This is a genomic window from Rhodanobacter sp. FDAARGOS 1247 (assembly GCF_016889805.1).
Classification (GTDB): Bacteria; Pseudomonadota; Gammaproteobacteria; order Xanthomonadales; family Rhodanobacteraceae; genus Rhodanobacter.
In genome coordinates, this window is sequence record NZ_CP069535.1 from 750,956 (window position 1) to 765,886 (window position 14,931).

The window sequence follows — 14,931 nt, forward strand, 5'->3', positions numbered from 1 at the left end:
GACGGCGCATTATCCATCCCTGCGCCGGCTTGTGCCCCTGCCGGACGACTCAGTGCGCGACGGGGCGACCCTGGCGGATCACCACGAACTCGCCTTCCAGCACGGCCGGCTGGCCATTGCCAGATGACGCTGTCCGCTGCACCGGCGAACGCCCCTGCTTCCACTGGCGCACGGCCAGCAGCACGATGCCGCCGACCAGCAGCACACCAGCCACCACCAGCCCGAACACCAGCAGCACACCCAGCACGGCCACGCCCAGCACCAGCGAGAGGGCGCGCGCCAGCGGATGGCGGGGACGACGAAGAGGAGGCAGGGAGAAGCGCATGTGTTAAAAATCCGTATGGTAAAATCAACGACTTACGCGACCACCATGGGGCCATCCGCCCCCCGAGGCAAGTGCCGATGGATATATCCACCCCCGCCGAATTGTCGCAACCGCCGGCACTGTGCCGGCTCGACGACATCCCCGACGGCGGCGCCACCGCGGTGGACGCCAGCCTGGCCGACGGCGAGGAAAGCCTGATCCTGCTGCGCCGTGGCGAGCAGGTGCACGGCTATCTCAACGTCTGTCCCCACGCCGGCCGCCGCCTCGACTACGCTCCCGGCAAATTCCTGCTGAAGAACGAAACCCTGATCTGCGCCGTGCACGGCGCCACCTTCAACCAGGGCGATGGCTTGTGCATCGCCGGGCCTTGCCGGGGCGAGCATCTGCGCACGGTGGCGGTGCAGGTGGAAGAGGGCGAGGTGAGGCTGGCGTAGCGCGGCCGGAAGAGCGACCCCACCCCAACCCTCCCCTACAAGCAGGGGAGGGAGCAAGGCGGCCTTGGCTCCTCCCCCTGCTTGCAGGGGGAGGTTGGGAGGGGGTTCGCTTTTGACTTGGGCCCGACTGGAAGAGCGAACCCCACCCCGACCCTCACTGCGACCGAAGGAAGTCCCCTTGTGGGACACGCAGGGGAGGGAGCAAAGCTGCTTTGGCTCCTCCCCCTGCTTGCAGGGGGAGGCTGGCGACCGGAGGGAGCCCTTCAGGTGAGGGGTAACTCCGGGTGGCGAGAGGCGCAAGATCAAGAGCGACCCCCACCCCAACCCTCCCCTGCGAGAGGAGGGAGCAAGGCGGCTACTCGGTGATCTTCTGCAGGTTGTACTGCAGGTCGTCGCTGTCGCGATCGCTGGTCAGGTCGTAGAGGTTGTAGCGTTTGGCCAGGCGGGCGCCGCCGTCGCGCAGCAGAGGCTGCCACAGGATGTTGGCGCTGCTGGTGTGCGAGCTGGGCAGCATCAGGTCGAACGGGATCGACAGGTAGATGCCCTTGTCGAAGCTGCCTTCGCCGAACTGCTTCGCCGAGACATTGGTGAACGTGGCATACGCACCCATGCGCACGCCGTTGTGGAACTGGCGCGACACGTCGATGGTGGCGCCGCGATCACCGGCCAGGTAGCGGCCGTAGCTGAGCGCCAGGGTGACGTCCTTGTAGCCCAGGTCGAAGTAGCCGGTCACGTGGCCGGTGGCGACGTGGTAGCGGCGGAACGAGAAGTCCTGGTCGAAGCCGCGCTGCTTCACCCAGTTGGCATCGACGCCGATCGCCCAGCGCTCGCCCATCGGCCGGTACAGCACTTCGCCGCCCACGCCGCCGTACATGCTCTCCAGCATGCCGCCGTATAGAAGGCCATACAGATCGGTGCCCAGGCGACGGCTGGCGGTCAGCTGGAATACCGGCATGGTCAGCCGCGAGCTGGTCAGGTACTCGCGCACGTAGGTGCGCACGCGGGGCAGGTTGCTGGGTGCGTCGTACTTGAAGTGGTCGTAGTTGTTCAGCAGGTTCGCGCTGAAGTTGCCGCTCCACCACAGGTTCGGGGTGAAGTGGAAGTTCGCGTCGTAGTTCGCGTACACCTGATACAGGATGAAGGCATCGGGGCCGCCCAGCGACTGCGCGTAACCCACCGCCAGGCTGCCGCTGAACTTCTTCGGCGCGGCACGGTACAGCACGTCCTCGCGTTGTGGCAGCGGCGGGTTCTGCTCGACGCTGCGGCGGAAGTCCCGCAGGTCGATGTCGTAGTTGAGCAGTTCGTCGAAGCGCTGCCGATGCACGCTGGTCGCCACGATCGGCAGGCCTTCGCGGGTGGACACCACGGTATACCAGTCGGTGCCCGGCGCCAGCTGGTTGTCCAGCACGCGCGCGGTGCGACCCAGCGCCTTGGCCGGATAGAAATAGCGCTGCTGCTCGCCGGTCACCACCACTTCGCGGCCACGCCGGCTGATCTTCGACACTTCGATGCCGGCGTTGTCGCGCAGCTGCCTGCTCACCGCCGTCCAGTCGACCTGCTGCGGTGTTTGCGTGGGCGGCCTGTCGGCGCGCTCGGGCAGGGGTGGATCGAGCAGCTTGGTGGGGCCGCTGCTTTGGGCGAGATTCGTGTGCAAGGTGAAGCCGAACATCGCCACGCGCCCGCGCTCCAGCGCCAGGCTGAAGTCGACATTGCGGTTCAAGCGGTAGACCGCGCCGATGTTGATCGGCGTCCTGCTTGGCTGCCGGGTATCGAAGGGCTCGTGCTTGTAGTCGTTGCCTTCGTATTCCAGCTTCAGGATCAGTGGCTGCCACGGTGTCTGGTAGCTGATGCCGCCGAACAGCGCTGTGCGTCCGCGGAAATAGTCGTGGCTGTTGAAATTGCCGACGGCCTCCCCGCGGTTCCGGCCTGGTCGTGTATCAAACTTGTCGCTGAGGATCGAGAACGGGTTGGGCACATCGCCGCGATTGCCCATGTAGCCCCAGGCCATGCCCAGGCTGGCATCGATCGGTCCGAAGCGCTTGCTGGCCACCACGTATTCGCTGGAAAACAGGCCGGTTCCGCCCAGGTCGCGAATGCCCACCGACACGGCGGGCAGGTAGTGGCTTTCGCGCCACAGCCGCACCTTGGCGTCGATCGACTTGTCCTTGTAACTCTGGTCGCCAGCTATGCGGCCATAAAGGTGGTTGGCAATGTTGATGTAGCGAAAGCTGCCTTCCAGCCACGGCAGCGGCTGCAGGGTGAAGTTGTAGCGCGTATACGGCGACGTGCGGCTGGCGGTGAAACCCACTTCGCCCTCATCGGCCATGCGCGCGGTAGGCGTCTGCAGCAGGCCGGCACCGCCGAAGTCACTTTGCGTCGGCGCGTTCTGCGCGTGCACCGAACAGGTCATCAGCCAGCCGGCCAGCGGCAGCAGGCAGGTGCATTGACGGCGGATGTGCTGGAGGGTGTTCAAGCCTGTGGGGTCCGTGGCGTGGTGCGGTGGTGCGATGTGCCTGATGCGATGGGCCGGGGTTGGTGCAGGCGGGCAAGGAGATCAAGAGCGACCCCACCCCAACCCTCCCCTGCAAACAGGGGAGGGGGCACAAGCAGCGTCGCGCTCCGGCTCTTCTCCCTTACCTGCTTGCGACCGAAGGAAGTCCCTGTGGGACAGGGGAGGGTTGGGGTGGGGTGCTCTTCGCGAATCACGTTCATCACGGCGCCTCCGGCCCCGGCAACACCTGCGTCGCCAGGAATGCGGCGATGTCGCTGTTCATCGTGGCATCCACCTTGCGGGCGGCGCTTTCGCGCAACGGCACGTAGATCACCGCACCCGGCGCCAGTGCCTGCGCCTCGCTGCGATTCCACAGCGCCATGCCCTGCACGAACACCCGGCCGTCCGGTTCGATCACGTAGATGCTGTCGCGATCCGCGGCATCGCCGAGCGGGCATGCGCCCAGGTAAAGCCGAGCATCCTGCAATGGCACCAGCGGCAGGGTGCAGGGCTGCTGCACGGCGCCGACCACGCGAATGCCATCGGGACGCAGCGGATAGAACAATTCGTCGCCGGCGGCCAGCAGGTGATTCTCCGGTGCATTCACTTCCACCGCGCGTGGATCGAGCAGGGCTGGCGACTCACGTCCGGTCACCGGCAGCGAGCTGATCCAGCTCCGCAGCGCCGCGCTGCTGGCGGCCAATGCCTGGTCGTCGCCTGCCAGCGCCCGCTGTTGCAGGCTGGCCAGGTCGAACAGCACGCCGGCCTTCAATCGCTGCTGCGTGGCCAGCAAGCCTGGCCGCAACCAGGCCGCGCCTTTCATGTAAGCCTGCGGCAGCGGCTGCGCGGCAATCGCGGCATCGCTGAGCCGGGCGGGGTCGCTCAGTTCCGTGTGACCCGGATGCGCCACGGCACCGCTTACCTTGACCTGCACTGCGGCGGCCGCCGTCGACCAGGCCAGCATCATCAGCACGAAGCATGCGCGGTTCATGGCTGCGGCTCGCGGTAGGGGCGCAGTTGCACCAGTTGCAGACTCAATCCGGGCGCCACCTGCTGGTCACTCTTCCAGATGAAACCGTCGCGCGGATCCACCCAGTAGTGATTGGTGACGCGGTAATGCAGCGAGGGCACGTCGAGCTGTTCGTCCACCCGCAGCACGTCGTGGGTCTGATCGAGGATGCTGATCTGCTCGCGACCCGCCGGTGTCAGCGTGGCGTCGATCGGCACGCCGTAGCGGTAGCCCGGCGACCAGTCCTTGCCCATGCGGTAGCTGACCGGCGCGGTGAGTGTCTGCAGGCCGCGCGCGAACGGATCGTCGGCGGGCAGTTGCACGCCGTCGAGGTCCTGTCCCAGTCCGGTGGTCTGTACCACGCGGCCGTGCTCGATGAACACCACCACGCCATGATTGCCGTACCACGCCTGGCGTCCGCCATCGACGTTGCCCAGGATCAGCACCGCGCTGCCCTCCGGGCTGGTGGCCTGCAACTGGAAATACGGTTTGGCCGCCACCTCGGCCGCGGTTGGCTGCACCTGCGGCCGGCCCTTCACCGCAAGCCGCATCGCCTTGATCGAGGATCGTGACAACTCGCTGCAGCCATGCAGGCCGAGCAGCAGCGGGCAGGCCAGCAGCAACAGCCAGGGCAGCGTGCGCGCGACGGCGGGCCGCGCCGTCGACGCCGTGGTGCGTTCGCTGTTCGTCAACTCGTCTGCGGGCAAACCGGTGCTCCCCTTCCCTGATCAGTACGGCGTAATTCGTGGGGCGGGCCATGCCCGCCCCGTGCAAGGCATTCCTGCCGGGTGCGCTCAGAAATCCTTGTTCGCGTTGGCCGCCGAATTGATCAGGCCCGAGAACGGCAGCAACTGGCTGAAGAAGCGGTTCCAGCGGGTCACGCCGGCCGGTCCCACGAACACCACGTCGCCCGGCTTCACCATGAACTGGTCGGCCAGCGCGAAGGCGGCCGGCGAGCGTGCGTCCAGGCTGAACACCTTCGACGGCGCCTGCTCCAGGTCCTTGACGCCACGGATCACATACACCGCCTTGCCCTTGGCGCTGAGCGGGTTGAGGCCGCCAGCGCGTCCCAGCGCCTGGGTCAGGCTGAGGTCGGAAGTCTTGAAGTTGATCGCCATCGGCTTGACCACTTCACCTACCACGTACGCTTCCTGGCGATCGTTGTACGGCAGGAACAGGCGATCGCCCGGCTTCAGGTAGATGTCCTGCGCGAGCTTGTCGCCGCTGTTCAGCGCGTCCAGGTCTAGGTGATAGTCCTGACCGTCGCGGGTCAGCACCAGGCCGGAAAGATTGGCCTGTTCGGTATTGATGGTAGCCGTGCCCAGCGCCTGGGCCAGGGTCAGCGGCACCGCGGTGATCGGCTGCGGATCGGTCTTGGCGAAGGCGCCCTGCAGCAGCACGCGCTGGCTCTGGTAGCCAATCACGCTGACGTCGACCTGGGGCTTCTCGACGTACGCAGCCAGCTTCTTGCTGATCGCTTCGCGCAATTCCTCGATCGTCATGCCGGCCACCTTCAGCGCGCCGACGTACGGGTAGAACAAGGTGCCATCCGAGCGCACCAGACGGCCATTGGCCAAGGTCTGCTGCTGCGGGCCGGCCGGCGAGGTCAGCTCGGGGTGTTCCCACACGGTGATGTACAGCGTGTCGCCCGCGCCTATCCGGTACGGCTCTGGCTGATACGACAGCAGGGCCGGCGCCACAGCCGTGGCCTGGGCGCTCGCGCGATCCATGGCGATCAGCTTCGGCGTGATCGGGACCAGTTCGACCTGGCTGTTGTCGACGGTGTCGCCGCGGGAGAGTTCGCTGGTCGACATGTGCTGGCCTGGCGCAAGCGCACAGCCGTTCAACAGGGCGACGCAGGCAACAAGGATGAGGGCAGGTGATGTTTTCACGATGGAAGAGGACTCAGGGCGACAAAGGGAACGACAGACACGACAAACGTGCCGAACGAAGTCGGCACGTTTGTCGTGATCAGCCACAGGATATCAGTGAGTGCCGGTGGTGCCGGTGGTCACCGGGTGCGTATCGTCGCGAGCCACGCCGGCCACGACGCCTGCGGTCGCCACCACCGCGATGGTCACCGCGATCACCTGGCCAGCGGTGATGCCGCCCGTGGAGGCGACACTGGCGGCGTTGGCGCCTGCCACCGTTGGCTGGGCCGGCGGGTTCTGGGCGTTGTCCGATTGCGGTTGCGCCGCCATGGCCAAGCCGGAAGCCATCAGCCCAGCGGTCAGAAGTGCGGGAAGAATCATTTTCATGTGTTGCTCCTTGTGACCGGCGTTCGGGAAAAAACAGCGCCGTCAGTATAACCAGCGGTCGTGAAGGGACCATGTACGCGAGGGCTGGTGTACTGAAGGTGAAGGCTGACAGGGGCGGCAACGCGGAGCAGGAGCACCCCACCCCGGCCCTCCCCTGCCGAGGCAGGGGAGGGAGAAAAAGCCGCTCGCAGGAGGAGTGGGCAAGCCGAAGGAACGGCCGCCCGACTTGATGCGTGTCAATGCGTGCCGGTGGTGCCGGTCGTTCCCGTGGTCCCGGTTGTCCCCGTGCCTCCGGTGCCGGGAACATGTCCATGGCTGTCGTCATTGCCCGCTCCTGCGGCGACGGCGACTACGGCGGTCACGGCAATGCCCGCGGCGATAGCCTGGCCCGTCGTGATGCCACCGGTGGAGGCGGAACCGGCGGCTGCTGCGCCGGCGACGGCCGGGGTCTGCGAGGGGTTCTGGTTCTGGGCGCCTGACGGCATGGGTTCTGCGGCCTGGGCCATTCCCGCAACGAACAGGCCAGCGGCCAAAAGACTTGCAAGCATGATTTTCATGGGCTATCCCACGGCACCGGGATCCCGCCTGTCACTGGACCATACCAAAGCAAGGTTAAGGAAAGATGTATGGGGAAGAGCGAGCCTTCGATCCCCGGCCCGAAATTTCTCCAGGCCTGCGCACCAGGCGCCCCGCGGCGCGCGCACAAAAAAAGCCGCGCCAGAACGGGCGCGGCTTTGATGGTGATGCGTTCGCTCAGTTCGTACCGGTGGTGCCGGTCGGCGGCGGGGTGCTGGTCTTGTGGTCGTTGCCACCGCTGGAGGCGGCAATGACAGCACCCACCACAACCACGCCACCGATCACGTAGAACGGGGTCATTTCGCCCAGCGACTGCGTCGTGGCGGTCTTCGCGCCTGCAACCGCGGGCGCCGGAGGCGGCGGCGGGGTAGCGGGCTGCTGCTGATCAGCGGACTGGGCCAGCGCGGAACCCATCAGGCCCGTCGCCAGAAGCGCAACGATCATCTTCTTCATGAATATTTCCCCTGGAGGCATGGCGTCAAGCGGACGTGAATTCCGCGCTTGCCGAGTATACCCACAAATCTGCAGGGGTACATACATGAACCAGTCAGGCTGGGGCAACCAAGCTGGCTGGGCTTCGGTTATCATGTCGGGCTGGCGGGGAAGCGTGCACACGTCGCGGTTTGTGAAGATGCCTTCACACAAGAGCGTGCATTGCCTGCCAGGAGCTCCAGGGGGAGTGTCTACCATTTTCCGCAGGAGCGCGGGTCGCCGGCATTACGGGCGCGCCTGCCAGGCAATCGAGGAGTCATCGAGGGTGTTCAAACGGATATTGACCGTCTGCATTGGCAACATCTGCCGTAGCCCCACCGCCGAATACCTGTTGCGCGAGCGCCTGGCGTCGAAAGACATCCAGATAGCCAGCGCCGGACTGAACGCGATGGTGGGCCACCCGATGGACGCCACCGCCATGCAGGTGATGGAGGAACGCGGCATCGACGGCGCGGCCCATCGCGCGCGCCAGCTGACGCCGGCCATGCTGCGCGAAGCCGACCTGGTGCTGGGCATGGAGAAAAGCCATGTGGATGCCATGGCCAGGCTGGCCCCGGAAGCCAGCGGCAAGATTTTCGTGTTGGACAAATGGGTGCAGGCGCGGGACATCCCCGACCCGTACCGCCAGCAACGTCCTGCGTTCGATCATGTATACGATTTGATCACGCAAGGTGTAGATAGCTGGCTGCGCTACCTGTAATCCCACCCTTCTATATATACAGACCAGGAAAGCTCCTGCATGGCCGCTACGCAAACCCCGTCGTCCAGCGACGACGAAATCGATCTGGGCGAACTGCTCGGCACCCTGATCGATCACAAGTGGCTGATCATCATCGTCACCAGCGTGTTCTTCGTGGTCAGCGTGGCCTATGCGCTGCTGGCCACGCCGATCTACCAGGCCAACGCCGTTGTGCAGGTCGAGCAGAAGGTGCCCAGCCTGCCGGGTTTGAGCGACATTGCCAGCACGCTGGGCACCTCCACGTCGCAAGCCACCACCGAAATCGCACTGATCACCTCACGTACGGTGATCGGCGGCGCTGCCGACAACCTGCACCTGGCGATCAGCGTCACTCCACGGCACTTCCCTTTGTTTGGCAATTTCCTCGCGCGTCGCTATTCACCGGAGCAACCGGGTGCCGTGGCGTCGCCGCTGCTGGGCATGAACAGTTACGACTGGGGTGGCTCGACCCTGGATATCTTCCAGCTCGACGTGCCGTCCAGCCTGCTGGACAAAAGCCTGACCCTGGTAGCCGGCAAGAACGGCGCTTACAGCCTGCTTGATGACGACGACAACAAGCTGCTCGATGGTCAGGTCGGCAAGTCGGCCAGCGGCCATGGCGTGACCATCCAGGTGAAATCGTTGCTTGCCAATCCGGGCACGCGCTTCAACGTGGTGCGTCAGCGCGATCTCGCGGTGATCAGCAAGTTGCAGCAGGACATCAACGCCAGCGAGCAGGGCAAGGATTCCGGCATCATCGGGCTTACCTACAACAACGCCGACCCGGTTCTGGCAACCAATCTGCTGGATCAGGTCAGCGACCTCTACGTGCGGCAGAACGTGGAGCGCAACTCCGCCGAGGCGGCCAACAGCCTGAAGTTCGTCAAGGAACAGCTGCCCAACGTGCGTCGTGACCTGGAAAAGGCCACGGCCGCGTTGAATGCGTTCCAGACCCAGGCGCACTCGGTCGACATCACCATGCAGACCAAGGGCCTGCTGGACCAGACGGTCGCCATCGAAACCAGCATCCAGCAACTGCGCATGCAGCAGGCGGATATCGAGCGCCGTTTCACCCCCGAGCATCCGGCGTACAAGGCGCTGATGCAGCAGATCGGCCAGCTGCAGGCGCAGAAGGACGCGATGGAAAAGCAGGTCGGTGAATTGCCCGACACCCAGCAGGAACTGCTGCGACTGACCCGCGACGTGCAGGTCAGCAACGAAACCTATACCAGCCTGCTCAACCAGGCGCAGCAGCTCGACATTGCCCGGGCTGGCACCGTGGGCAATGTGCGCATCATCGACAAGGCCGCGGTTGACGTGACCCAGCCGGTGAAGCCAAAGAAAGCCATCGTCGTGCTGGGTGGCACCTTCCTCGGCGGCTTCCTCGCGGTGGCCTTCATCTTCCTGCGCCAGATGCTGAATCGTGGCGTGGAAGATCCTGCTTCCATCGAACAGCTCGGCTTGCCGGTCTACGCCTCGATTCCGTTGAGCGAGCAGGAACTCGCCATCTCGGTGAAGGACGTGCACCACCACGGCAGCAACGGCAAGCAGCACCTGCTGGCAGTGAGTGCCCCGGCGGACCTGGCTACCGAAGCCCTGCGCAGTCTGCGCACCAGCCTGCACTTCGCCCGCATGGAGGCGAAGAACAACCTGTTGATGATCTCCGGTTCCAGCCCCAACGCGGGCAAGACCTTCGTCTCGGCCAACCTGGCGGCGGTGATCGCCCAGGCCGGCCAGAAGGTGCTGCTGATCGACGCCGACATGCGCAAGGGCGGCCAGCACAAGGTGATGGGCGGCAAGCCCGAGAATGGCCTGTCCGAACTGGTCACCGGTCAGCTTGAGTTGCCTGCCGCCATTCGCAAGGTCGACGGTGTCGAAAGCCTGCACTTCATCGCCCGGGGAAAGGTACCGCCGAACCCATCCGAGCTGCTGATGCACGCGAACTTCACCGCGCTGCTCCACAAGCTGATGCCGCTGTACGACCTGATAATCATCGACACCCCGCCGATCTTGGCCGTGACCGATGCCGCCGTAATCGGCCACCACGCCGGTACCAGCTTGCTGGTGGTGCGTTTCGGCCTGAACCAGGCCCGCGAAATCGCTCTGGCCAAGCAGCGCTTCCAGCAGAACGGCGTCGAGATCAAGGGCGCCATCTTCAACGCCGTCGAACGCCGCGCCGCTGGCTACTACTCCTATGGCTACTACGAATACAAAACCGCGAAATAACGCGTTGCTCTGCCTCCCCTGCTCTGTAGGGGAGGCAGAGGCGGGGCCGCTCCTGTTCTGCGCCACAAAGAAAACGAATAAACCAATTCCATTCATCCTCACCGAGTGCCTGTCATCGGATTACGTCAACGTCAAACCGGACGGATTAAGTGCGTCGTTAAACGACCTGTCATCTATTTGGATTAGAATCCGAGATCGCCTTCGCATTTTTGCGTGTCTGGCGCGGTGACCATCAAGCTGCCCGGCTCGTGGACTCATCAGAAGGATCTACCACCATGAAACAAGAAATGCCGTCAGAGGAACAAGGATGCTGTTCACACCCATAACCAGCGAGTCACAACATTCGGGAACGACCTTCTTCTCGAAATATGCGGCCTTGCTCGATATTGCCGTGCGTGTGGGTGACGTGGTTATCTTGGTGGTAGCCGCTTGCCTGTGTCACTGGTTGCGCTTCGACAGTCTCGTTCTGGACAGACCCTACAACGCCGCCACCTTGCGTACAGCGATCCTGGCCGTGGCCGTGTTTCCGGCGTTTGGCCTCTACCGCAGCTGGCGTGGTGAGGGCTTGTTTGCCGAAATCGCCCGCGTCATTGCTGCATGGGTGGCCGTTTTGTCGCTGTGGATGATGTCGGAGTGGCTGGTCAAGAGTGTCGGCGAATACTCGCGGCTCTGGGTTGGCGGTTGGTTCATCGTCACGATCGTATTGCTCACCGCGCATCGTTGGATGGCGCGACGTCTGCTGGGCGTGCTTCGTGCAGCCGGTGTCGATACCCGTCGCATTGTGTTGGTTGGCGCCACGCACGCGGGCAAGCGCATCGTGGCGGCGACTCGCAAAAATGGCTGGATGGGCCTGAACGTCGTCGGCGTCGTGCAGACTCCGTATGATCAGTATGAGTTGCCCGACATTCCTTCGTGCGGAGATCTGGAGCAGTTCATTGCAGGACTGGATCGGGATACTCCCGATCAGATATGGCTGGCGCTGCCGATGCGAGCCGAAGCAGAGATCAAGCGACTATTGGACGCTACCAGCGAATTGCCGACCACGATACGTCTGGTTCCCGATTTGTTTGGGTACGAGCTGCTAAGCCATCAGTCAACCCATTTGGCTGGCGTTCCAGTGATAACCCTGCGGGGAACCAGAGTTGAGGGCCATGCCCGGATTGCCAAGGCAGTTGAGGACAGGTTTTTGGCGCTGGCTATCCTGCTCCTAGTGGCGCCTTTGATGGTGTTACTCGCAATAGGAGTGAAGTTGAGTTCTCCCGGTCCCGTCTTTTATCGCCAAAAGCGAAACGGATTGAGTGGCAAGGAAATCGAAATATGGAAGTTTCGCTCCATGCGCGTGCACCACGAGAGCAACGGCCAAGTAACCCAGGCCGTGGTGGGTGATCCGCGCGTTACCCGCTTTGGTCGGTTTCTGCGCGCCAGCAGTCTCGATGAGCTGCCGCAGTTCATCAATGTGCTGCAAGGGCAAATGTCTATCGTGGGCCCAAGACCGCACGCATTAGCGCACAATCGCTATTTCAGTGAGAGGCTTGATGGCTATATGCAGCGTCATGGTGTCAAGCCGGGTATCACTGGCCTAGCTCAGATTAGTGGTTTCCGTGGTGAAACAGACACCATTGAAAAAATGGCCCAACGAGTGGAGTGCGATATTAGCTATATCGACCACTGGTCGATCTGGCTCGACTTCAAAATCATACTTCGGACGCCGTTGGTCCTTTTGCGGCGAACCAACGCGCACTGAGCGCCGCCTAATCACTGAGCGTCGCCTAATAATTATTTGTTCTTCATTCACTAACGACCCAACCCCAGCATCGAACGATAATGAGGCGTTTGGGATCCAAAAAAATAATCTAAGGAACTAATCGGGATGCAAATGAGAGATTTGGATCAAGTCCGGATTGCTGTTGTCGGCTTGGGATACGTCGGCTTACCTCTGGCTGTTGAGTTCGGGAAGCACTTTAATACCGTAGGCTTCGATATTCATACAGCCCGCATCGAGCAATTGCGGGCGGGCATTGATTTTACGCAAGAGACATCGGTTGATGAGCTTGAGGCAGCGACTAAGCTGACTTACACGGATGAACTTCAGTCAATTCGTGATTGCGGAGTATTTATCGTCTCGGTGCCAACCCCTGTCGATGAGCATAAGCGGCCCGACTTTACACCACTTATTAAGGCCAGCGAATCGATCGGAAGCGTGCTCAAGCGCGGCGATGTCGTGGTCTATGAATCTACCGTCTACCCGGGTGCCACCGAGGAAATCTGCGTGCCTGAGTTGGAGCGCATCTCTGGCCTCAAGTTCAATATAGACTTTACCGTGGGCTACAGCCCGGAGCGTATCAACCCAGGTGACAAGCAGCGTCGGCTTACCAACATCCCAAAAATCACCTCGGGATCCACGCCGGAAACGGCAGAATACGTAGATGCTCTGTATCGCACCATAATTACCGCCGGTACACACAAAGCGTCCAGTCTCAAGGTTGCTGAAGCTGCCAAGGTTATCGAGAACACTCAAAGAGATGCAAATATTGCACTCATCAATGAATTTGCGTTGATCTTTCACCGTCTCGGTATCGATACGCAGGATGTTCTGGAAGCAGCAGGCACCAAGTGGAATTTTTTACCCTTTCAGCCTGGCTTGGTCGGCGGTCATTGCATCGGTGTAGATCCGTATTACCTGATTCAGAAGGCTCAGGCGGTGGGCTATTTCCCTGACATACTGCTCGCTTGTCGCCGCATCAACGATGGTATGGGGCAGCATGTGGCCAGCGAAGTGGTGAAGTTGATGATTGGCAAGGGACACGCCATCAAGGGCAGCCGTGTATTGGTACTTGGCTTAACCTTCAAGGAAAATTGCCCAGATTTGCGTAATACCCGCGTCGTTGATTTAATCGCGGAATTTGAAAGCTACGGTGCCGTGGTGGATATCTACGATCCTTGGGCTGACGCTATCGAAGCGAAGCGCGAGTACGGGTTGTCGCTCCTAGCGGAGGAGCCGAAAGTAGGAGCCTATGATGCAGTCGTGCTGGCGGTCGCACACGATGAATTCAAGCCCGCCGGTGCTAACCGCGCTCGGGCGTGGGCTAATGGACGTGCCGTTCTCTACGATATTAAGGGCGTTTTGCCCAGGAACGAGGTCGATGGGCGCCTGTGACGAGCTGTAGCGTGTGGCGCATTTTCAATTTAGGCTAGCGGAAGCATTTCAAATGCCGGTAAAAAAAGTTCTTTGCATTGTAGGCGCACGTCCAAATTTCATGAAGATCGCGCCAATCATGCGCGCATTCGATATGTACTCGGAGGAGGCTGAAGCAAAGCTAGTGCATACAGGACAGCACTATGATTACGCCATGAATGAAACGTTCTTTCAGCAACTCGAGATCCCCGTGCCAGACATTTCGCTCGAAGTGGGTTCGGGCAGCCATGCGCTGCAGACTGCGGAGATCATGAAGCGCTTTGATTTGGTGCTTGAATCTGAGCAGCCGGATTGCGTACTGGTAGTGGGGGATGTGAACTCTAGCCTCGCATGCGCACTCGTGGCAGCGAAGAAAAATATCAAGGTGGTTCACGTGGAGGCTGGTTTGAGATCCGGTGACCGCACCATGCCAGAAGAGATCAATCGGGTTCTAACCGATCAGTTGTCCGATCGTCTTTACGTGACAGAGCGGACAGCGATAGACAACCTAAAGACGGAAGGTATCGCCGCTAACAAGATCATGTTTGCGGGCAACGTAATGATCGATACGGTGCTTCATAGCTTGGCGCGCGCCGTACCCGTCAGCGAAACCATAGAGAACGCCATTGAGGCCGTCAAATCGGAAGCCGGAATAGATCAATCGGTGTTTAAGCATGCTGGTAGTTATGCAGTTTTGACACTGCATCGCCCTTCAAATGTGGATGATCAGGATGTATTGAAGCGTCTGCTTAGTATAATTAAGGAGATTAGCGTCGAGCTACCCGTTATTTTCCCTGTACATCCCAGGACGCGCGCAAAAATACTTGACTCGGGCCAAGGGGAGTTTCTGAAAGACCCGCGCATATTGATACTTCCACCTCTGGGGTATTTTGAAATGCTTGGTCTTGTGAGGGATGCGTCCGTTGTTCTTACGGATTCGGGCGGCCTTCAAGAGGAAACCACTGCCCTTGGAGTTCCGTGTCTGACGTTGCGCGAAAATACGGAAAGGCCGATTACCATAACTAATGGTACAAATACTCTGGTCGGGTCGGATCGCGGCGTAATTTTAGCCGCGTTGAACCGGATTCTGAATACTAAGGGAAAACTTGTAGACAGGCCAGAAAAGTGGGACGGTATGGCGGCTAGTCGTATCGTAAAAGACGTCGTCCTATTTTTGGGTGCTGGGGACAGGGTTAGCGAGCCCAAGATGTCAATTGGAGTCTGACT

At 61.6% G+C, this 14,931-nt stretch carries 14 protein-coding genes; 6 read left to right on the forward strand and 8 right to left on the reverse strand.

From position 1 onward, the window contains the following. Window positions 1-49: 49 nt before the first annotated feature. Window positions 50-325 (reverse strand): hypothetical protein, encoded by a 276-nt coding sequence (locus I6J77_RS03270; protein WP_204110550.1) that lies wholly within the window; start codon window positions 323-325, stop codon window positions 50-52. Between the two features lie 77 nt (window positions 326-402). Here I6J77_RS03270 and I6J77_RS03275 point away from each other — a divergent pair, with 77 nt between their 5' ends. After that, window positions 403-759, forward strand: a complete 357-nt coding sequence (locus tag I6J77_RS03275; RefSeq protein ID WP_204110551.1) for a Rieske (2Fe-2S) protein — start codon at window positions 403-405, stop codon at window positions 757-759. A gap of 355 nt (window positions 760-1,114) precedes the next feature. On the opposite strand, the gene I6J77_RS03280 is transcribed toward I6J77_RS03275, so the two are convergent. The 7 genes from I6J77_RS03280 to I6J77_RS03310 all read right to left on the reverse strand — a co-directional run bounded on the left by I6J77_RS03280 (window position 1,115) and on the right by I6J77_RS03310 (window position 7,546). Further along, entirely contained in the window at window positions 1,115-3,232 is a 2,118-nt protein-coding gene (locus tag I6J77_RS03280; protein WP_204110552.1) for a YjbH domain-containing protein, read from the reverse strand. Between the two features lie 238 nt (window positions 3,233-3,470). Beyond that, window positions 3,471-4,241, reverse strand: coding sequence for a capsule biosynthesis GfcC family protein (locus I6J77_RS03285; RefSeq protein ID WP_204110553.1), 771 nt, complete (start codon window positions 4,239-4,241; stop codon window positions 3,471-3,473). Further along, window positions 4,238-4,951 carry a YjbF family lipoprotein gene (locus tag I6J77_RS03290; RefSeq protein ID WP_239309176.1) on the reverse strand — a complete coding sequence of 238 codons (714 nt, stop codon included), beginning with the start codon at window positions 4,949-4,951 and terminating at the stop codon, window positions 4,238-4,240. Before I6J77_RS03290 ends, I6J77_RS03285 begins: the two co-directional genes overlap by 4 nt. A 102-nt stretch (window positions 4,952-5,053) precedes the next feature. Next, window positions 5,054-6,073, reverse strand: a complete 1,020-nt coding sequence (locus I6J77_RS03295; RefSeq protein WP_204110554.1) for a polysaccharide biosynthesis/export family protein — start codon at window positions 6,071-6,073, stop codon at window positions 5,054-5,056. Window positions 6,074-6,244: 171 nt separating this feature from the next. Next, window positions 6,245-6,517 (reverse strand): hypothetical protein, encoded by a 273-nt coding sequence (locus tag I6J77_RS03300; RefSeq protein WP_204110555.1) that lies wholly within the window; start codon window positions 6,515-6,517, stop codon window positions 6,245-6,247. Window positions 6,518-6,753: 236 nt separating this feature from the next. Continuing rightward, window positions 6,754-7,074 (reverse strand): hypothetical protein, encoded by a 321-nt coding sequence (locus tag I6J77_RS03305; RefSeq protein ID WP_204110556.1) that lies wholly within the window; start codon window positions 7,072-7,074, stop codon window positions 6,754-6,756. Between the two features lie 196 nt (window positions 7,075-7,270). After that, on the reverse strand, window positions 7,271-7,546 hold the full coding sequence (locus tag I6J77_RS03310; RefSeq protein ID WP_204110557.1) for a hypothetical protein: 276 nt from the start codon (window positions 7,544-7,546) through the stop codon (window positions 7,271-7,273). A gap of 85 nt (window positions 7,547-7,631) precedes the next feature. Between I6J77_RS03310 and I6J77_RS03315 the strand changes: the two genes are divergently transcribed. The 5 genes from I6J77_RS03315 to wecB all read left to right on the forward strand — a co-directional run bounded on the left by I6J77_RS03315 (window position 7,632) and on the right by wecB (window position 14,929). After that, window positions 7,632-8,285 carry a low molecular weight protein-tyrosine-phosphatase gene (locus tag I6J77_RS03315; RefSeq protein WP_343230158.1) on the forward strand — a complete coding sequence of 218 codons (654 nt, stop codon included), beginning with the start codon at window positions 7,632-7,634 and terminating at the stop codon, window positions 8,283-8,285. Window positions 8,286-8,324: 39 nt separating this feature from the next. Beyond that, window positions 8,325-10,529 (forward strand): polysaccharide biosynthesis tyrosine autokinase, encoded by a 2,205-nt coding sequence (locus I6J77_RS03320; protein ID WP_204110558.1) that lies wholly within the window; start codon window positions 8,325-8,327, stop codon window positions 10,527-10,529. Between the two features lie 307 nt (window positions 10,530-10,836). Continuing rightward, complete coding sequence (locus I6J77_RS03325) at window positions 10,837-12,273, forward strand: undecaprenyl-phosphate glucose phosphotransferase (RefSeq protein ID WP_204110559.1); 1,437 nt, start codon at window positions 10,837-10,839, stop codon at window positions 12,271-12,273. A gap of 132 nt (window positions 12,274-12,405) precedes the next feature. Then, entirely contained in the window at window positions 12,406-13,686 is a 1,281-nt protein-coding gene (gene tviB, locus I6J77_RS03330) for a Vi polysaccharide biosynthesis UDP-N-acetylglucosamine C-6 dehydrogenase TviB (protein ID WP_204111385.1), read from the forward strand. Window positions 13,687-13,738: 52 nt separating this feature from the next. Then, entirely contained in the window at window positions 13,739-14,929 is a 1,191-nt protein-coding gene (gene wecB, locus I6J77_RS03335) for a non-hydrolyzing UDP-N-acetylglucosamine 2-epimerase (RefSeq protein ID WP_204110560.1), read from the forward strand. Window positions 14,930-14,931 lie beyond the last annotated feature (2 nt).

Excerpts from the sequence above, each read along its gene's own strand:
- I6J77_RS03270 (WP_204110550.1), bottom strand. The coding sequence starts at position 325 with ATGCGCTTCTCCCTGCCTCCTCTTCGTCGTCCCCGCCATCCGCTGGCG.
- I6J77_RS03275 (WP_204110551.1), top strand. The coding sequence starts at position 403 with ATGGATATATCCACCCCCGCCGAATTGTCGCAACCGCCGGCACTGTGC.
- I6J77_RS03285 (WP_204110553.1), bottom strand. The coding sequence starts at position 4,241 with ATGAACCGCGCATGCTTCGTGCTGATGATGCTGGCCTGGTCGACGGCG.
- I6J77_RS03295 (WP_204110554.1), bottom strand. The coding sequence starts at position 6,073 with ATGTCGACCAGCGAACTCTCCCGCGGCGACACCGTCGACAACAGCCAG.
- I6J77_RS03300 (WP_204110555.1), bottom strand. The coding sequence starts at position 6,517 with ATGAAAATGATTCTTCCCGCACTTCTGACCGCTGGGCTGATGGCTTCC.
- I6J77_RS03305 (WP_204110556.1), bottom strand. The coding sequence starts at position 7,074 with ATGAAAATCATGCTTGCAAGTCTTTTGGCCGCTGGCCTGTTCGTTGCG.
- I6J77_RS03310 (WP_204110557.1), bottom strand. The coding sequence starts at position 7,546 with ATGAAGAAGATGATCGTTGCGCTTCTGGCGACGGGCCTGATGGGTTCC.
- I6J77_RS03315 (WP_343230158.1), top strand. The coding sequence starts at position 7,632 with ATGAACCAGTCAGGCTGGGGCAACCAAGCTGGCTGGGCTTCGGTTATC.
- I6J77_RS03320 (WP_204110558.1), top strand. The coding sequence starts at position 8,325 with ATGGCCGCTACGCAAACCCCGTCGTCCAGCGACGACGAAATCGATCTG.
- I6J77_RS03325 (WP_204110559.1), top strand. The coding sequence starts at position 10,837 with ATGCTGTTCACACCCATAACCAGCGAGTCACAACATTCGGGAACGACC.
- tviB (WP_204111385.1), top strand. The coding sequence starts at position 12,406 with ATGAGAGATTTGGATCAAGTCCGGATTGCTGTTGTCGGCTTGGGATAC.
- wecB (WP_204110560.1), top strand. The coding sequence starts at position 13,739 with ATGCCGGTAAAAAAAGTTCTTTGCATTGTAGGCGCACGTCCAAATTTC.